Source organism: Frankia sp. CgKIO3, from assembly GCF_977946435.1.
In genome coordinates, this window is record NZ_CDWTMO010000033.1 from 12,118 (window position 1) to 27,468 (window position 15,351).

Annotated in this window: 10 protein-coding genes and 1 pseudogene; 8 read left to right on the forward strand and 3 right to left on the reverse strand. The window is 71.5% G+C overall.

The genetic code is table 11. The features are described from left to right. Positions 1-412: 412 nt before the first annotated feature. A pseudogene (locus AC08OJ_RS06215) lies at positions 413-2,690 on the reverse strand (MMPL family transporter). A 147-nt stretch (positions 2,691-2,837) separates the two neighbouring features. On the opposite strand from AC08OJ_RS06215, the gene AC08OJ_RS06220 reads away from it, so the two are divergent. From AC08OJ_RS06220 to ispH, 8 genes are all read left to right on the forward strand, one after another. After that, positions 2,838-3,794 carry a TetR/AcrR family transcriptional regulator gene (locus AC08OJ_RS06220; RefSeq protein ID WP_476595266.1) on the forward strand — a complete coding sequence of 319 codons (957 nt, stop codon included), beginning with the start codon at positions 2,838-2,840 and terminating at the stop codon, positions 3,792-3,794. Between the two features lie 937 nt (positions 3,795-4,731). Then, positions 4,732-5,568 carry an SDR family NAD(P)-dependent oxidoreductase gene (locus AC08OJ_RS06225; RefSeq protein ID WP_476592369.1) on the forward strand — a complete coding sequence of 279 codons (837 nt, stop codon included), beginning with the start codon at positions 4,732-4,734 and terminating at the stop codon, positions 5,566-5,568. A gap of 439 nt (positions 5,569-6,007) precedes the next feature. Further along, positions 6,008-7,081 (forward strand): squalene synthase HpnC, encoded by a 1,074-nt coding sequence (gene hpnC / locus AC08OJ_RS06230; protein ID WP_476595267.1) that lies wholly within the window; start codon positions 6,008-6,010, stop codon positions 7,079-7,081. After that, positions 7,078-7,992 (forward strand): presqualene diphosphate synthase HpnD, encoded by a 915-nt coding sequence (gene hpnD / locus AC08OJ_RS06235; RefSeq protein ID WP_476592371.1) that lies wholly within the window; start codon positions 7,078-7,080, stop codon positions 7,990-7,992. The genes hpnC and hpnD overlap by 4 nt, the downstream gene beginning before the upstream one ends. Then, positions 7,989-9,698 carry a hydroxysqualene dehydroxylase HpnE gene (hpnE, locus tag AC08OJ_RS06240; RefSeq protein ID WP_476592372.1) on the forward strand — a complete coding sequence of 570 codons (1,710 nt, stop codon included), beginning with the start codon at positions 7,989-7,991 and terminating at the stop codon, positions 9,696-9,698. The genes hpnD and hpnE overlap by 4 nt, the downstream gene beginning before the upstream one ends. Beyond that, complete coding sequence (locus AC08OJ_RS06245; RefSeq protein WP_476592373.1) at positions 9,695-10,711, forward strand: polyprenyl synthetase family protein; 1,017 nt, start codon at positions 9,695-9,697, stop codon at positions 10,709-10,711. Before hpnE ends, AC08OJ_RS06245 begins: the two co-directional genes overlap by 4 nt. Before the next feature lie 131 nt (positions 10,712-10,842). Continuing rightward, entirely contained in the window at positions 10,843-13,053 is a 2,211-nt protein-coding gene (locus AC08OJ_RS06250; protein WP_476595268.1) for a terpene cyclase/mutase family protein, read from the forward strand. Beyond that, positions 13,050-14,849 (forward strand): 4-hydroxy-3-methylbut-2-enyl diphosphate reductase, encoded by a 1,800-nt coding sequence (ispH, locus tag AC08OJ_RS06255; protein WP_476595269.1) that lies wholly within the window; start codon positions 13,050-13,052, stop codon positions 14,847-14,849. The genes AC08OJ_RS06250 and ispH overlap by 4 nt, the downstream gene beginning before the upstream one ends. An 84-nt stretch (positions 14,850-14,933) precedes the next feature. On the opposite strand, the gene AC08OJ_RS06260 is transcribed toward ispH, so the two are convergent. Then, positions 14,934-15,050 (reverse strand): hypothetical protein, encoded by a 117-nt coding sequence (locus AC08OJ_RS06260; RefSeq protein ID WP_476592377.1) that lies wholly within the window; start codon positions 15,048-15,050, stop codon positions 14,934-14,936. Next, entirely contained in the window at positions 15,047-15,289 is a 243-nt protein-coding gene (locus tag AC08OJ_RS06265) for a winged helix-turn-helix transcriptional regulator (RefSeq protein ID WP_476595270.1), read from the reverse strand. The genes AC08OJ_RS06260 and AC08OJ_RS06265 overlap by 4 nt, the downstream gene beginning before the upstream one ends. Between the last annotated feature and the right edge of the window lie 62 nt (positions 15,290-15,351).

The following is a 15,351-nucleotide window of genomic DNA, read 5'->3' on the forward strand; positions in this document are numbered from 1 at the left end:
TTTGCTTATTGTCGGATTATTTCCTGTTTCTTACTTGTTTATTTCCGGTGCCGTCCGCGGCGTGTTCGAGATACATCGGTTACTGTTCCGACCATGACGGATGCCGCGACGCGCGGCGGGACCCTGCGGACGCCTCCCGCACCTGCGTGGAGTGCGGGCCTACCGCGCACGCGGACGTGAACGCGGTGGTCAACATCCTCTGGGTCGGGCTGGCTTCTGATCACTCGCTATGACCTTGACGATCTTGTCAGTGCCGTGACGGTGGCGCATCACGGCCTGCTCCGGATCCGTTCGGCGACGAACGTGTCCTCGGCCGGCTCACCGTCTTGGCCGATCCCGGCCGGCCAGGCGGGCGCCCCGCGGGCTGTCACTGTTCGGGCGGTCCCGCACTGTTCGGGCGGTCCCGTGAAGATCAGCGCATGGGTTCGCCGGTGCGTGAGCTCCGCTCCTCGCGGGCCGCCTGCCCGGGAAGCGGGCGGGCCGGCACCCCGGCCGCGGGACGGCCCGCGACGGCGTCCTCGGGCAGCGGAGTGTGCCGGATCTCCTCCAGATCCTCGGCGGACTCGACGGAGATCCGCGGCAGGACCCGGTCGAGCCAGGCTGGTACCCACCAGTTCGCCGTGCTGAAGATATGCATCAGCGATGGCACCAGCACGGTCCGGATGATGAAGGCGTCGATGAGGATCGCCGTCGAGAGTCCGAGGCCCATCAGCTTGATCACTCGTTCGTCGCCGAGGATGAACGAGGCGAAGACCAGGATCATAATCGCGCCGGCCGCGGAGATGACCCGGCCGGTCTCGGCCTGGCCGAGCGAGACGGCGATCCGGTTGTCCCGGCGCGCGGTCCACTCCTCGTGCATCCGGCTGACCAGGAACACCTCGTAGTCCATGGACAGGCCGAACAGGATCGCGAAGAGGAGCACCGGGATGAACGCCTCGACCGGGGCCGCCGCTGATGCTGAACAGTGACGCGCCCCAGCCCCACTGGAACACCGCGACGACCACGCCGAAGGCCGCCCCGACCGCGAGCAGGTTCATCAGCGAGGCGGTCAACGGGACCAGCAGGCTGCGGAACACCGCCACCAGCAGCAGGAAGGCGAGGAGAACCACGATCCCGATGAACAGCGGCAGCTTGCCCGACAGCGTGCTGGAGAAGTCCTCGAAGATGGCTGTGATGCCGCCGACGTAGATGCCGGTGCCGGCCTGGTTCGCCTGCGGGATCACGTGGTCGCGCAGCTGGTTGAGCAGCTTCGAGGTCGCCTCGGCCTGCGGGCTCGTCGTCGGGTACAGGGTGGCGATCGCCGCCTGCCCGTTGGGGCTCGGCCGCGGAGCCGAGACGGAGGCGACGCCCGGTGTCGCGCGAGCCGCTGCCACCACGGCGTCGAGGCTTGCCGTGTCCCGCGGCGAATGGATCTCGGCGACGATGCTGAACGGGCCGTTGAACCCCGGTCCGAAGCCCTCGGCCAGCAGGTCGTAGCCGCGCTTGGTGGTCTTGGAGGGGTCGCCGTTGCCGAGGTCGGACGAGCCGAGCCGCAGCGAGAAGAACGGGATCGCGATGACGGCGATGACCACCGCGCTGACCACCGCGAACAGCTGGGGCCGTCCCTCCAGCCGCTTCGCCCAGTGCCACCAGAAGCCCGAGGTGCTTTCGTGCACCGGGCCCTCCTCGGCCAGCCTGTGCCGGTCGCGCCGGTTGAGCACCTTCATGCCGTAGAAGCCGAGCAGGGCCGGCAGCAGGGTGACTGCCGCGGTCATCGTCATCGCCACGGCCACCGCCGCCGAGATCGCCACGCCGTAGAGGAAGCTCACACCGAGTGTGAACATGCCGAGCAGCGCGATGCAGACGGTCATGCCGGCGAAGAGCACGGCGCGCCCGGAGGTGTTGACCGCGGTGACCGTGGCCTCCTCCGGGCTCTTGCCGGCGCGTAGGCCGATGCGGTGCCGGTTGACGATGAACAGGGCGTAGTCGATGCCGACGCCCAGTCCGATCAGGGTCGCGAGGACCGGGCTGAACTCGGCGATCGTGAGGACGTGGGGGAGCAGGATGATCAGGATGCTGCCGACCCCGAGGGCCATGATGGCGGTGATCAGGGGCAGGGTGACGGCCAGCAACGAGCCGAAGGCGACGAAGAGGATGATCGCCGCGGCGATGATGCCGATCAGCTCGCTGTAGCTCTGCTCCTGCTGCTCGATGACCGCGACGACCTGACCGGTCGCCTCCACCTGCAGGTCGTCCCTGCCGTAGCTTCGAGCGATGTCGACCAGCTGCTCGATGTTCTCCTTGGGCAGCTCGATGCCCTGCAGGTCGAAGTTGACGGTCGCGAAGGCCGTGTGCCCGTCTTTGCTGATCTGGGCGGCGCCCCGCGGGCCGTAAGGGCTCGTGACCTCGGTGACGTGCGGGATCTTGGCGAGCCTGCCGAGCATCTCGCTGGCCGGATCGGAGATGGCCCGATCGGTGATGCGAGCTTTGTCACTGTGCAGCACGATGGTGGCGCTGTCTCCCGACGCCGCCGGGAAGTCGCGTTGCAGGAGGTCGATGGCCTTCTGCGAATCGGTGCCGGGCAGGGAGAAGGCGTCCTTGTAACTACTTCCGGCCACCTGGCTGATGCCGCCGAGCCCGAGCAGCGCGACGATCCACAGGAACAGGACGAGCCGACGGTGCCGGAAGCACCAGCGGGCGAGCGAGGCCACGGTTTCCCCTCGGGCGTTGGTGATCGGTGGTATCGCTACCTGCGACGTCGTGCTGACGATTTGCTGCTGAGAAACTTACCGGTCGTTCAGTAGGTAGAGTTGAGAGTAACATCCGTCGCGGACTCGATCGGGGGGTGCAGGGCCGCCATGACCGATCCGGCATCGCCCGATCCGCGGGGCGATACCAGATCGCGGATCCTTGCCGCCGCCATGAGCCTCTTCAGCGAACAGGGGTATGCTGGTACCTCGGTGCGGGACATCTCCGAGCGCCTGGGAGTGACGAAGGCAGCGCTCTACTACCACTTTCCGTCGAAGGAGACGATCCTCGACGCCCTGCTGGAGCCCTTCGTGTCCGAGCTGGGTCGACTCGTCGATCTCGTTCGGCAGTCCCCGCCGCCGTCCCCCCGGGTCATCATCGAGCGATTCGTCGAGGCCCTGGCGGGCCCCGGTGGCGTGCTGCTCGTCTTCGCCGACGACCCCTCGGTGATCCACTGCAAGATCGGCAAGAGCGACGTCCTGTCGCTGCAGCAGGCCCTCGTGCACGGGCTCGCGGGGCCGGCTCCCACCTATCTCGGGTTGCTGCGCGCGTACTGCGCGGTCGGGTCCCTGCGGGGGGGGATCATCGGGATGGCGATCGAACGTGCCCAGGCCGCCGCCCGGCAGTCCACCAGCGCCGACGAGGAGCGCGGCGGCACGGGCGAAGCGGTCACCTGCTCCGAGCGCCTCCGGGTCCTCGTCTCGCAGGTACCGAGGACATTCACCCCCCTGGTCTCCGCCGCGGAGCAGGGGGAGATCGTGGCCGCCGCCCTCGCCGCTCTCGGTGACGATCCCGCCGTCTCCGTCTCCGTCTCCGTCTCCGCCGCTGACTCTGGCGCGGCCTCCGCCGCTGGCTCCGGCGGCTGCGGCGCGGTGGGTGATGAGGGGCATGAAAGTGACAGGTCTCCCTCCGGTGCCGACCTGACCGGGTCACAGGATGCCCCGGTCGCCGACGCGGGTCCGGTCGCGACATCTTGCCCGGCGCACGGGGAACGTCCCGCGTGCCGGGAGGCCGCGGCGTCTCACCCGCCTCCCGCGCCGGACCTGGCCTCCGTCCGGCTCCACTGACGACTGTATGCGCCGGATCGTGAGCGATCCGGCGCATCACCCCTTCGTATCCACCCACCTTCGCGGTTCATGTGCCTCATCTCACTCTTCAGACGTTCGTAGACGGTGGTCCGTCTATTTGGTCGTGGCAAATGCCGCTTTCGCTCTTGTTTGTCTGGGGCGGTAGGGTGGCCGCGTGTGGAGGATGGATCAGTGTTTGGATGATGAGCCTTCCGCCTGTCCGGCGCACGCCGCGGACGGGTCGACACATCTGCCGCCGGGGGTAGGTCTTGGCGGCTTTGCCTCCGCCACTGCTGGTGATCTTGTGGTGACCGGATCGGACTGGCGGGAGGGTGTTGGCGTCGGAGCCGGCCGACCATGACCCTGATGCCGCGTACCGGCCTCGAGTCGGCAAGGTGTCGTCGCCGCGTCCTTCCTCCGGAGGCAATGCGGTTGTAAATAGTCCGCAATACCCAGTCGTCGATGTGGAGCCAGTTCGAAGTTTCCGGAAGAAGGTCTCCGAGAGCAGATTCCGAATCGATCGGACCGCTGTCATATCGGGCGACGCCGGGCGGTCGGGATGGGGGAGTGTGATAGGGAGTCCAGAGTCGCGCTTGGCCCTCGCTGTCCGATGTCGCCCATCTGACCATGGACGATCCGGCGACGGGACGGTGGAATGGTGGCAGTCGTGAGCCCGGTGGCGCGGAGTTACCAACGCACCGAGGATCCGGAGCCCGGCGTTGATGAGATGAGCAGTGGCTGTTCGGATCGGTGCCGCCCGCCAGGGTGGCCGACGCAACGATCCGGCCGGCGAGTTCGTGCCAGCGGACCACACCGAATCACCTTCGGTCGGACCACCTCGCAACGCGGGGCGACGAGTAGGGAAAGTTGTAGGTGACGTGCAACCAGTGCCCGCGGGGGAGAACGGCGTGAGGGGAATGACCGGAAGCGGTGTGTCGTGAGCACCCGGTCTCGCCCCGCTTTCGGTAACGGAGTGTCTACATCTCTTACTGGGCTGGTCATGCGGGCCGGCTCGGGCGTCTCGACCTGGCCGCCCCGGACCGCCGTCATCACGGGAGCATCCAGCGGTATCGGCCGGGAGGCCGCGCTGCTGCTGGCCGCGGACCGATGCCGGTCGCTGCTGGTCGGTCGCAACGGGGCCGCGCTCGACGAGGTGGCCGCGGCGACCGAGGGGCACCGGATTGCGGTCGACCTGTCGAGTCCCGGCTCGGAACTGATGGTCTCCTCCCGGGCGACCGAGCTTCTCGGCGAGGTCGACCTGCTGGTGTGCTCGGCCGGCCTCGGGGCTGCGGGCCCGTTCGAGGTGATGTCCCCGGCCGCGATCGCGGAGCTGGTCACGGTCAACGTGCTGTCGCCGATGATGCTGGTCCGGGCCATGTTGCCGGCCATGCTCGACCGCGGCCAGGGGCGCATCCTGCTGGTGGGCAGCATCGCCGGCGCGCTGGGCGTGCGCGGTGAGGTCGCCTATTCCGCAACCAAGGCCGCTCTGCTCGGTTTCGCCGACGCGTTGCGGTCCGAGGTCGCCGGTCGCGGTGTGACGGTGACCCTGTGTCTACCCGGCGTCGTCGACACACCATTTTTCCACCGCCGTGGCGCGCCCTACGTCCGTCGCTGGCCCCGGCCTATACCGGCCGGGCTTGTCGCGCAGCGCATGCTGACGGCCACCGGACGCGGCGACGCCGAGGTCTGGGTGCCACGCTGGTTACTCGGCGCGGTGCGGGTCCACGGTGCGATCCCGTCGGTGTACCGCAGGCTGGCGGGTGTCTTCGGATGATCCGCGGCGTGGTCTACCCGGCCGCTCCCGGCTTTCCGGCCGGCCCTGGGGGTGAGCGACACCGACGATGAGAGTGCCGACGGGCGGCGGCCGGCCGTAGGCCGCAGGCCGCCCGGGTGGTGCCGCCGGAGCATCATCTCGCCCACGGACCTGTGAGGACCAACCGAAGGGGGCCGGCCAGGCGGAGCTCATCCCGATACCGGCCCAGGGCCGGCCCATCTCCCGTACTGGCCCGCGCTGATCGTGCCCATGACCACCCGGTGCGATCCGTATCCTGATCGCCTTGGCGAAACCCAGGCAGCTACCCCCACCACGGAGTCTTCCGAAGAGCCTTCCGAACCCGGCTCTCCGGGTACGTCCGCGCCGGTCGTGGCCCCCGGGGATGCGGGATCCGGCCCGACCGCGTCCGTAGTGCAGACCGCCATCGAAGGAGAGGCGTATGACAGCCATCGACGCCCGAACCAGCCCATCACGCACGCCTGCCCAGCCGGCCGCGACGGGCCTGGCAACTCCCGCCGAGCAGCTGCTGCGCGCCGCCCCGGCGGAGAACTTCCCGGTCTCGCCGTTCGTTTTGCCCGCGGCGGTTCGTTCCCACTTCAACGCGTTGTACGCCTTCAGCCGGCTCGTCGACAACCTCGGCGACGAGGCGGTCGGCGACCGGCTCGCCCTGCTCGACCGGTTGTCGGCGGACCTCGAGGTGATCTGGACAGGCAGGCAGCCGGAGCTGCCGGTCCTGCGCCTGCTCGCGCGGACCGTGCGGGACTGTGACCTGCCCGCCGAACCGTTCCAGCGCCTCGTCGAGGCCAACCGGCAGGACCAGCGGGTCACCCGTTACGAGACCTTCGACGACCTGGTCCGCTACTGCACGCTCTCGGCCGACCCGATCGGGCGGATGGTGCTGGGCGTCTTCGGGCTGGCGACCCCCGACCGGGTCGTGCTGTCGGACCGGGTGTGCACCGCCTTGCAGCTCGCCGAGCACTGGCAGGACGTGGCCGAGGACCTCGCCGCCGGCCGGATCTACCTGCCGCTGGAGGATCTGGACACCTTCGGGGTGACCGAGGCCGATCTGCGGGCCTCCGTCGCGAGTCCGGCCGTGCGCCATCTGATGGCCTTCGAGGTCGCTCGGGCCCGTACGGTGATCGACCAGGGCGCTCCCCTGGTGTCGATGGTGCCCGGGCGGCTGCGGCTGGCCCTGGCCGGTTTCGTGGGCGGGGGCCGGGCGGCGTTGGACGCGATCCGGCGCGCCGACTACGACGTGCTCGGTGGGCCGCCGAAGGCGGCGAAGCCACGGGTCGCCGAGTTCGCGCTGGCGGCGCTGGCCCGGTCGCTGGCTCCCGGAGCGTCGGCGGTGGCGCACACGGCGGCCGCCGTCGCCACCGCGACCAGCGCGGCCGGGGCCTGGCCGGGTTCCGGTTCGGGTTCCACGGCCCACGGCGGCACCGCTGCGACGAGTACCCAGGCCGGCGTCCCCGCCGCACAGTCCGTTCTTCCGGAGATGGGTGAGGTTCGATGAGTACCGCGGCGCAGTTCCCCGCGGGCCGGCCGACCGTGGCGGAGGCGTATGCCGCCTGCGAGGCTGTGACCAAGGAGGCGGCACGCAACTTCTCCTATGGCATCCGCCTGCTGCCGGCCGAGAAGCGGGGGGCGCTGAGCGCCGTCTACGCGCTCGCCCGCCGCCTCGACGACATCGGCGATGGTGATCTCCCCGAGGAGGCGAAGTTCGCCGGGCTGGCGCAGGTCCGCGCGGAGGTCGAGGAGCTGGGGATGAACAGCTCCGATGATCCGGTCTTCGTCGCCCTCGCCGACGCCGCCCGCCGGTTCCCGATCCCGCTGGAGGCGTTCATCGAACTCGCCGACGGGGTCGAGAGCGACGTGCGCGGCACCACCTACGACACGTTCGACGATCTCGTCGGCTACTGCCGCCTGGTTGCCGGGACGATCGGGCGGCTCTCGCTCGGCATCTTCGGTAGCGAGCGGGCCACCTCCCACCGCGACGCCTCGGGGGTCGCGGACACCCTCGGGGTCGCACTCCAGCAGACGAACATCCTCCGGGACGTGCGCGAGGACCTGCTCGGCGGCCGGATCTACTTGCCGCGCCAGGAGCTGAAGGCCGCCGGCGTCGAACTCGAGGTGGACGCGACCGGTCGTCTCGGCGGGCCCCCCGACGCGCTCATCGCGTACCTGCGGACGTCGGCGCAGCGAGCGGAGGAGTGGTATGGGCGTGGGCTCGTCCTGCTCGACCTGCTCGACCGGCGCAGCGCGGCCTGCTGTGGGGCGATGGCCGGCATCTACCTGCGGCTCAACCGGCGGATCAAGACCGATCCGTCCGCGGTGCTCGATCGTCGGCTGGCGCTGCCCGGCTGGGAGAAGGCGGTCGTCGCCGCCCGCAGCCTCGCGGGGCGGCCCGAGATGAGGGCGGCATGACCACGGGTGCCGGCGCGGACGCCGCGCCGGCACGGGGGCCGCGGCCCGCCGGGCGGACGGACGGACGTCCGCATCTCGCCGTCGTCGGCGGCGGGCTCGCGGGCATGGCCGCGGCGCTGCTGGCCGTGGACAGCGGGGCCCGCGTGACCCTGCTGGAGGCACGTCCCCGCCTCGGCGGGGCGACGACGTCGTTCCGGCGCGGGGAGCTGTGGATCGACACCGGCCAGCACGTGTTCATGCGGTGCTGCACGGCCTACCGCGGGCTGCTGCAGCGACTCGGCGTCGAACACCTGACCACCTTGCAGCCTCGGCTGGACGTGCCGGTTCTGCTCGGCGACTCGTTGACCCGGACCCGGCTGCGCCGGACGAGGGTCCCGCTGCCGGCGCCACTGCACCTGGCCCCGGCGTTGCTGGGGTACCAGGCGCTGCCGGTCGCCGAACGGCTGCGGGCCGGGCTCGCGGCGTTCCAGCTCGGGCGGCTCGACCAGCGCTCCCCGGCGGTGGACGAGCAGTCGTTCGGCACCTGGTTGTCCACCCACGGCCAGGGCCCCGCGGCGACGAAGGCGCTGTGGGAACTGCTGACGGTCGCGACGCTGAACGTGCCCGCCGCCGACGCCTCCCTCGGCCTCGCCGCCAAGGTCGTGCGGACCGGTCTGCTGGAGGGCGCCGCCGCCGGTGACCTCGGCTGGGCCGAGGTCCCCCTGTCCCGGCTGCACGGCGACGCGGCGATGGAGGCGCTCACCGCGGCCGGCGCCGACGTGCGCACCGGGGTGAAGGCCCGGTCCATCACCGCCGCGGGCAGCGGATGGGAACTGGCCGTCACCGCGGGCGGGACCGGTCGCGGCGCGGCGGTGCCCGGCACCGACGACCGCGGCGTGCTGCGGGCGGACGCGGTCGTGCTCGCGGTGCCGCCGCCCGCCGCCGCTTCCCTCCTGCCGGCCGGCGCCGAACCTGAGGCGGCCCGGCTGCGTGAACTCGGCGACTCGCCGATCATCAACGTGCACATGATCTATCCTCGACCGGTGATCGACGGCCCGTTCCTGGCCGTGGTCGACTCGCCCATCCAATGGATCTTCGATCGCACGGTCTCCTCCGGGCTCGCCGCCGCCGGCCCGCCCGGTGCCCAGTACCTGGCGCTGTCGCAGTCTGCGGCGGAGCCGTGGGTCGATCGTCCGGCGAACGAGCTGCGGACCCTGTTCGTCGAGGAGATGGCCCGGCTGTTCCCGGCCGCGCGGGCGGCCGGGCCGCTGGAGGTCTTCGTCACCCGGGAACGTACGGCGACCTTCCGGCAGGTGCCCGGTTCGCTTGCGTTGCGTCCGGGTGCGTCGACCGGCCTGCCCGGCTTCGCCCTGGCCGGGACCTGGACCGACACCGGATGGCCGGCAACCATGGAGTCGGCTGTGCGTAGCGGACTCGCTGCTGTCCGTGAGAACCTGGCCGGTATGGGGGTCGACGTCAACGAGCCACGCGGGCCGGGCCCGCAGGCCCGAAGGACGGGCGGACGGCTCCCCGAGCAGGTGGGTGAGTCGGTACCGGTAGGCACTGAATCGGTGAGCACACCGGACGGCGGCGCCACGGCCGCGCAGGTGCGCGATCCACAGGATCCACGAGGGGACAACGCGGTTCCCGCCGGATCGGCGGCGGTCGTCCGGCCGCTTCCGCCCGGCCAACCAAGGCACACATCCACAGGGGGATTCCCGGTATGACCATGACGGTTCCGGATGCGATCGAGCGTGGGCGGACCCTCACCGTGCCTGCCTTGCGCGCCACGGTGGATCGGCTCCACCCACGGCTTCGCCACGTCGTCGCCTACCATCGCGGCTGGGTCGACGCCGAGGGCGCGCCACTGTCCGGCGGCGGGGGCAAGCTGGTACGCCCGGCGCTGGCGCTGCTGTCGGCGCAGGCCGCCGGCGCCCCGGCGGAGACCGGGCTGCCGGCAGCGGTCGCCGTCGAGCTGGTGCACGACTTCTCGCTGCTGCACGACGATCTCATGGACGGCGACACCGAGCGCCGCCACCGGCCCACGGCCTGGACGATCTTTGGCGCTGACGGCGCGATCCTCGCCGGGGACGCGCTGCTCGGCCTGGCGACCCAGGTCCTGCTGGAGATCGAGGGGGAGCCCGGCCGTTGCGCGGCGCTGATCCTGGGCGCGGGCGTTCAGGACCTCGTCCGTGGCCAGGCCGAGGACCTGATGTTCGAGAAGCGGCCGGATGTCAGCGTCGCCGAGACGCTGCACATGGAGGACGGCAAGACCGGCGCGCTGCTGGCCTGCTCGGCCTCCCTCGGCGCCGTGCTCGCCGGGGCCGATGACGACATGGTCAACGCCCTCGCCGAGTACGGATCCCGGCTCGGCACCGCGTTCCAGCTCATCGACGACCTGCTCGGTATCTGGGGTGATCCCTCGATGACCGGCAAGCCGGTGCTGTCGGACCTGCGGTCCCGCAAGAAGTCGGTGCCGGTCGTGGTGGCCCTGGAGGCCGGCGGAACCGCGGCCGAGGAGCTGCGGGCGTTCCTCACCGGCACCGGGGAGTCCACCGAGGCGGAGCTGACGCACATCGCGGACCTGATCGAGCGGGCCGGCGGGCGGGACTGGACCACCGCCGAGGCCGACGGCCAGCTGAAGGCCTGCGAGAACGTGCTCCGCTCGTTGTCGATGCCCGCCGAGATCGAGGCGGAACTGCTGGCCCTCGCGCGTTTCGTGACCGAACGAGACCGCTGAGGAGACGATAGGTGAGTGCAGTCGCCGTTCCCGCCCGGCCTGGCACCACCCCGGTGCCAGGCCGGGCGGCCGGGTGATCAGTACGTTGATCGTCTTCATGACCATCGCATGTACGACGAGGGGAGTCGTCGATGAGCCTGACCTCGGACCCGTCCCCGGCTGCTCCAAAGGCCGCGAAGAGCTCGAAGCGCGTTAACATTCCCGCGCCCGCCACGCCCGACGCCTACGGGATCTCCCGGTCCTCGCCACCGCTGTCCGGCGGTGGCGTGCCCGGCGGTGGCGCGGCGACCGTCGACGGCACCCCGCCCACGACGCAGACCCCGGTCGATCAGGACCTGGCCGCGGCGATGACCGCGGCCGACCGGGCTCGGGACCACCTCCTCGGGCTGCAGTCCGAGGAGGGCTGGTGGAAGGGCGACCTCGAGACGAACGTCACGATCGACGCCGAACACCTGTTCATGAAGCAGTTCCTCGGCATCCGCACCGAGGAGGAGACCGAGCCGATCGCCCGGTGGGTGCGGTCCCAGCAACTCGCGGACGGCGGCTGGGCCACGTACTACGGCGGACCGGCCGAGCTGTCCACCACGGTCGAGGCGTACATCGCCCTGCGCCTGGCCGGTGACGAGCCCGACGCCCCGCACATGGCGGCGGCGGCCGCGCTCATCCGCTCCCAGGGCGGGGTGGCGGCCGCCCGGGTCTTCACCCGAATCTGGCTGGCGACCTTCGGCGAGTGGTCCTGGGACGACGTGCCCGTGCTGCCGCCGGAACTGATCTTCCTGCCGTCCTGGTTCCCGCTGAATGTTTACGACTTCGGCTGCTGGGCCCGCCAGACGATCGTCGCGTTGACGATCGTCGGGTCGCTCCGGCCTGTGCGCGACCTCGGCTTCAGCATCGACGAGATCAAGGTCGCGGCACCCGTGACGCCGCCGAAGCCGGCCCCGCTGTACAGCTGGGAGGGCGCCTTCGAGCGGTTGGACGCGATCCTGCACCGCTATGAGCGCCGGCCGATCAAGATGCTGCGCACCCTGGCGTTGCGCCGGGCCACCGAGTGGGTCGTCGCCCGCCAGGAGGCCGACGGGTGCTGGGGGGGCATCCAGCCGCCGTGGATCTACTCCGTCATGGCGCTGCATCTCATGGGATACCCCCTCAACCACCCAGTGATCGCCACGGCGTTCCGGGGAATGGAACGCTACATCATCCGGCGCGAGACCCCGGAGGGGCCGACCGCCCAGATCGAGGCATGCCAGTCGCCGGTCTGGGACACCGCGCTCGCGGTGGTCGCGCTCTCGGACGCCGGCGTCCCGGCCGACCATCCCGCGATGGTGCGGGCCGGCCGCTGGCTGGTTGACGAAGAGGTCCGGGTGGCCGGGGACTGGGCGGTCCGCCGTCCGGCGCTCGCCCCCGGCGGCTGGGCGTTCGAGTTCGACAACGACTTCTACCCGGACACCGACGACACTGCCGAGGTCGTGTTGGCGCTGCGTCGCCTGCTCGGTGGCAGCCATGTCGCCCCGGGCGGCACCGTCACCCCGGGCGGCACCGTCACCCCGGGCGGCACCGCCGAGCTCCCGCCGGCCGCGCGTGACCGTGCCTCCCGCGGCCTCGCGGCGGTCGACCCGCAGCTGGCCGGGGCGATGCGCGCCGCTGCGGCCCGCGGGGTCGACTGGAGCGTCGGCATGCGGTCGTCGGACGGGGCCTGGGGCGCCTTCGACGCCGACAATGTGCGGACGCTGACGGCGAAGATCCCGTTCTGCGACTTCGGCGAGGTGGTCGACCCGCCGTCGGCGGACGTCACCGCCCACATCGTGGAGATGCTGGCCGACCTCGGCCGTTCCGACCACCCGATCACCCAGCGGGCGGTGCAGTGGCTGCTGGACAACCAGGAACCGGGCGGCTCCTGGTTCGGCCGGTGGGGGATCAACCACGTCTACGGCACCGGCGCCGTGGTTCCGGCGCTGATCGCCGCTGGCGTTCCCGCCGACCACCCGGCGATCACAACCGCGGTGCGCTGGCTGCTGGAGCACCAGTCGCCCGACGGCGGATGGGGTGAGGACCCGCGTGCCTACGACGATCCGGCCTGGATCGGCCGGGGTGAGCTCACCGCCTCGCAGACCGCCTGGGCGCTGCTCGCGCTGCTGGCCGTCGACCCGCACAGCAAGGCGGTCAAGCGGGGAGTGCGCTGGCTGTGCGAGACCCAGCGGCCGGACGGGACCTGGGACGAGCCCCAGTTCACCGGAACCGGTTTCCCCGGTGACTTCTACCTCAACTACCACCTGTACCGGCTGGTCTTCCCGCTGACCGCGCTCGGTCGGTACGTGACCCTCACCGGGGTGGCCACGCTATGAACATCTTCGCATCCGCGGCCGGCGGCGACGGGAACGCCGGGGACGTCGAGGACGGCGCGTCCGCCGGGGACGGCGCGTCCGCCGCCGCGGCAGCCACGGCGGCAGCCACGGGTGCCGGGATCAGGGCTGTTCCGGCCGCCTCCACCGAGATCCCGGCGCAGGAGCCGTCGTCGCCGTCCCTGCCGTCGGCCGCGCCCCCAGGGTCGGTCCACCGGCCGGCCGAGGCGCGGCGAGTGCCGGAGCCGACCCCCGTGCGCCGCCGGGGGCGGCTGGTCGTCGCGGCGGCCCTGCGGGTGGAGGCAATGGCCGCCGGTCGGTCGGGCCTCAGCGCGGACACCGTCATCGTGCGCACCGGCATGGGTCCGGAACGGGCGCGCAAGGCCGCTCGGCTGGTGCGCGACACAGGCCCGGACGCCGTCGCCCTCGTCGGTCTCTCCGGGGGACTGGCGGCTGGGATCGAGCCCGGTGACGTCGTCGTGGCCACCGAGATCCGCAACGCCGACGGCACCGTCGCCGGCCGTTGCGCGTCCGCGCCCCTGCTGGCCGGCGACCTGCGCCGGCTCGGGCTCACCGTGCACGTCGGCCCGATCGTCACCGTGCCGCGGCTCGTCGTCGGCACGGCCCGCGCGGAACTCGCCGCGACCGGGGCTCTTGCCGTCGACATGGAGTCCGCGGAGCTGGCGGCGGGAGTCGGCGACGTGCCGTTCGCCGCCGTCCGCGTCATCGTCGACACGGCGGCGCAGCCGCTGGGACGCATCGACCTGGCCCGCCGCGGAATCCGCGGTCTGCGCACGATGCGTCCGCTCGGGCGCCCGATCGAGGCGTGGGTCGCCGCGGTCGGCCGTCGCCAGGTTCTGCTCGCCGAGCCGCGGGCGTTCTGCGCCGGCGTCGAGCGGGCGATCGAGGTCGTCGAGCGCGCCCTGGAGATCTACGGTGCGCCGGTCTATGTCCGTAAGCAGATCGTGCATAACGCCCACGTGGTGGCCGACCTGGCCAGCCGTGGAGCGATCTTCGTCGAGGAGCTCGACGAGGTGCCCGGCGGCTCGACGGTCGTCTTCTCCGCACACGGAGTGGCTCCGGCCGTCTGGGACCAGGCGGGCGAGCGCGGCCTGTCCGTCATCGACGCCACCTGCCCGCTGGTGGAGAAGGTGCACACCGAGGCCCGCCGGTTCACCGCCCGCGGGGACACCGTGCTGCTCATCGGCCATTCCGGCCACGAGGAGGTGGACGGAACCCTCGGCGAGGCGCCCGGCCGCATCACGCTGGTCGAGTCCTCGGCCGACGTCGGCTCCCTCGACGTTCCCGATCCCGAGCGCGTCACATACCTCATGCAGACCACGCTGGCCCTGGACGAGGCCGCGGAGGTCGTTGACGCGTTGACGGAGCGGTTCCCGGCGATCGTCGGGCCGGGTTCCACCGATATCTGCTACGCGACCTCGAACCGGCAGAACGCGGTCCGCAAGGTTGCCGAGGAGGCCCAGCTCGTCCTCGTCGTCGGCTCGGCCAACAGCGCGAACTCCGTGCGGCTCGTCGAGGTGAGCAGGCGCGATGGCGTCGAGGCGCATCTGGTCGGGGACGTCGGGGACGTGCATCTGTCCTGGCTCGCCGGCGTGGGCACGATCGGCATCTCGGCCGGCGCCTCGGCCCCGCCGTCCCTCGTCGACGAGCTCCTGACCGCGTTGTCGGGTCTCGGCGCGACGGACGTCTCGGTGCGTTCCGTCGGTACCGAGACGCTGGCCTTCCACCTGCCCAAGGAACTACGCCAACCGGCCCCGGCGCCCGTTCCAGGGCCATAGTGCGCCTGGCCCCCGGGCGGTCCCGAGGCGCGGCCCGGAGGGCGAAGCCGGTGGCGTCGCCCGGGCGGCGCGGTGGGGCTGGGTTCAGCGGGATGCGGCGCCGCGATCGGCCTCAGGCGGCCGGGCCGGTGCGGCGTGCCGCTCGCCCCACCGGCGCAGGGCCAGCAGGACCGGTGCCAGATCCCGGCCGGAGGACGTCAGCCGGTACTCGTGCCGGGACCGGGCGCCCGCCTCCTGGTATGGCTAACGCTCCAGCACCCCCGCGCGCTCCAGCGCCCGCAGCCGCTCGGCCAGTACGCCCCGGTGCCGGCCCGGATGCCCTTGAAGCGGTGGACCCCCAGTGTGATCTCCCGGATGACCAGCAGGGACCAGCGCTCACCCACGACCTCCAGCGTCCGCGCGATCGGACAGGCCCGCGGGCCGTCGGACGATTCCTGCATCGGTACATCCTACCGATTCTGGGTGCGTATCCTGAATGCAGCCGGCACTAGCCTCAATGCCG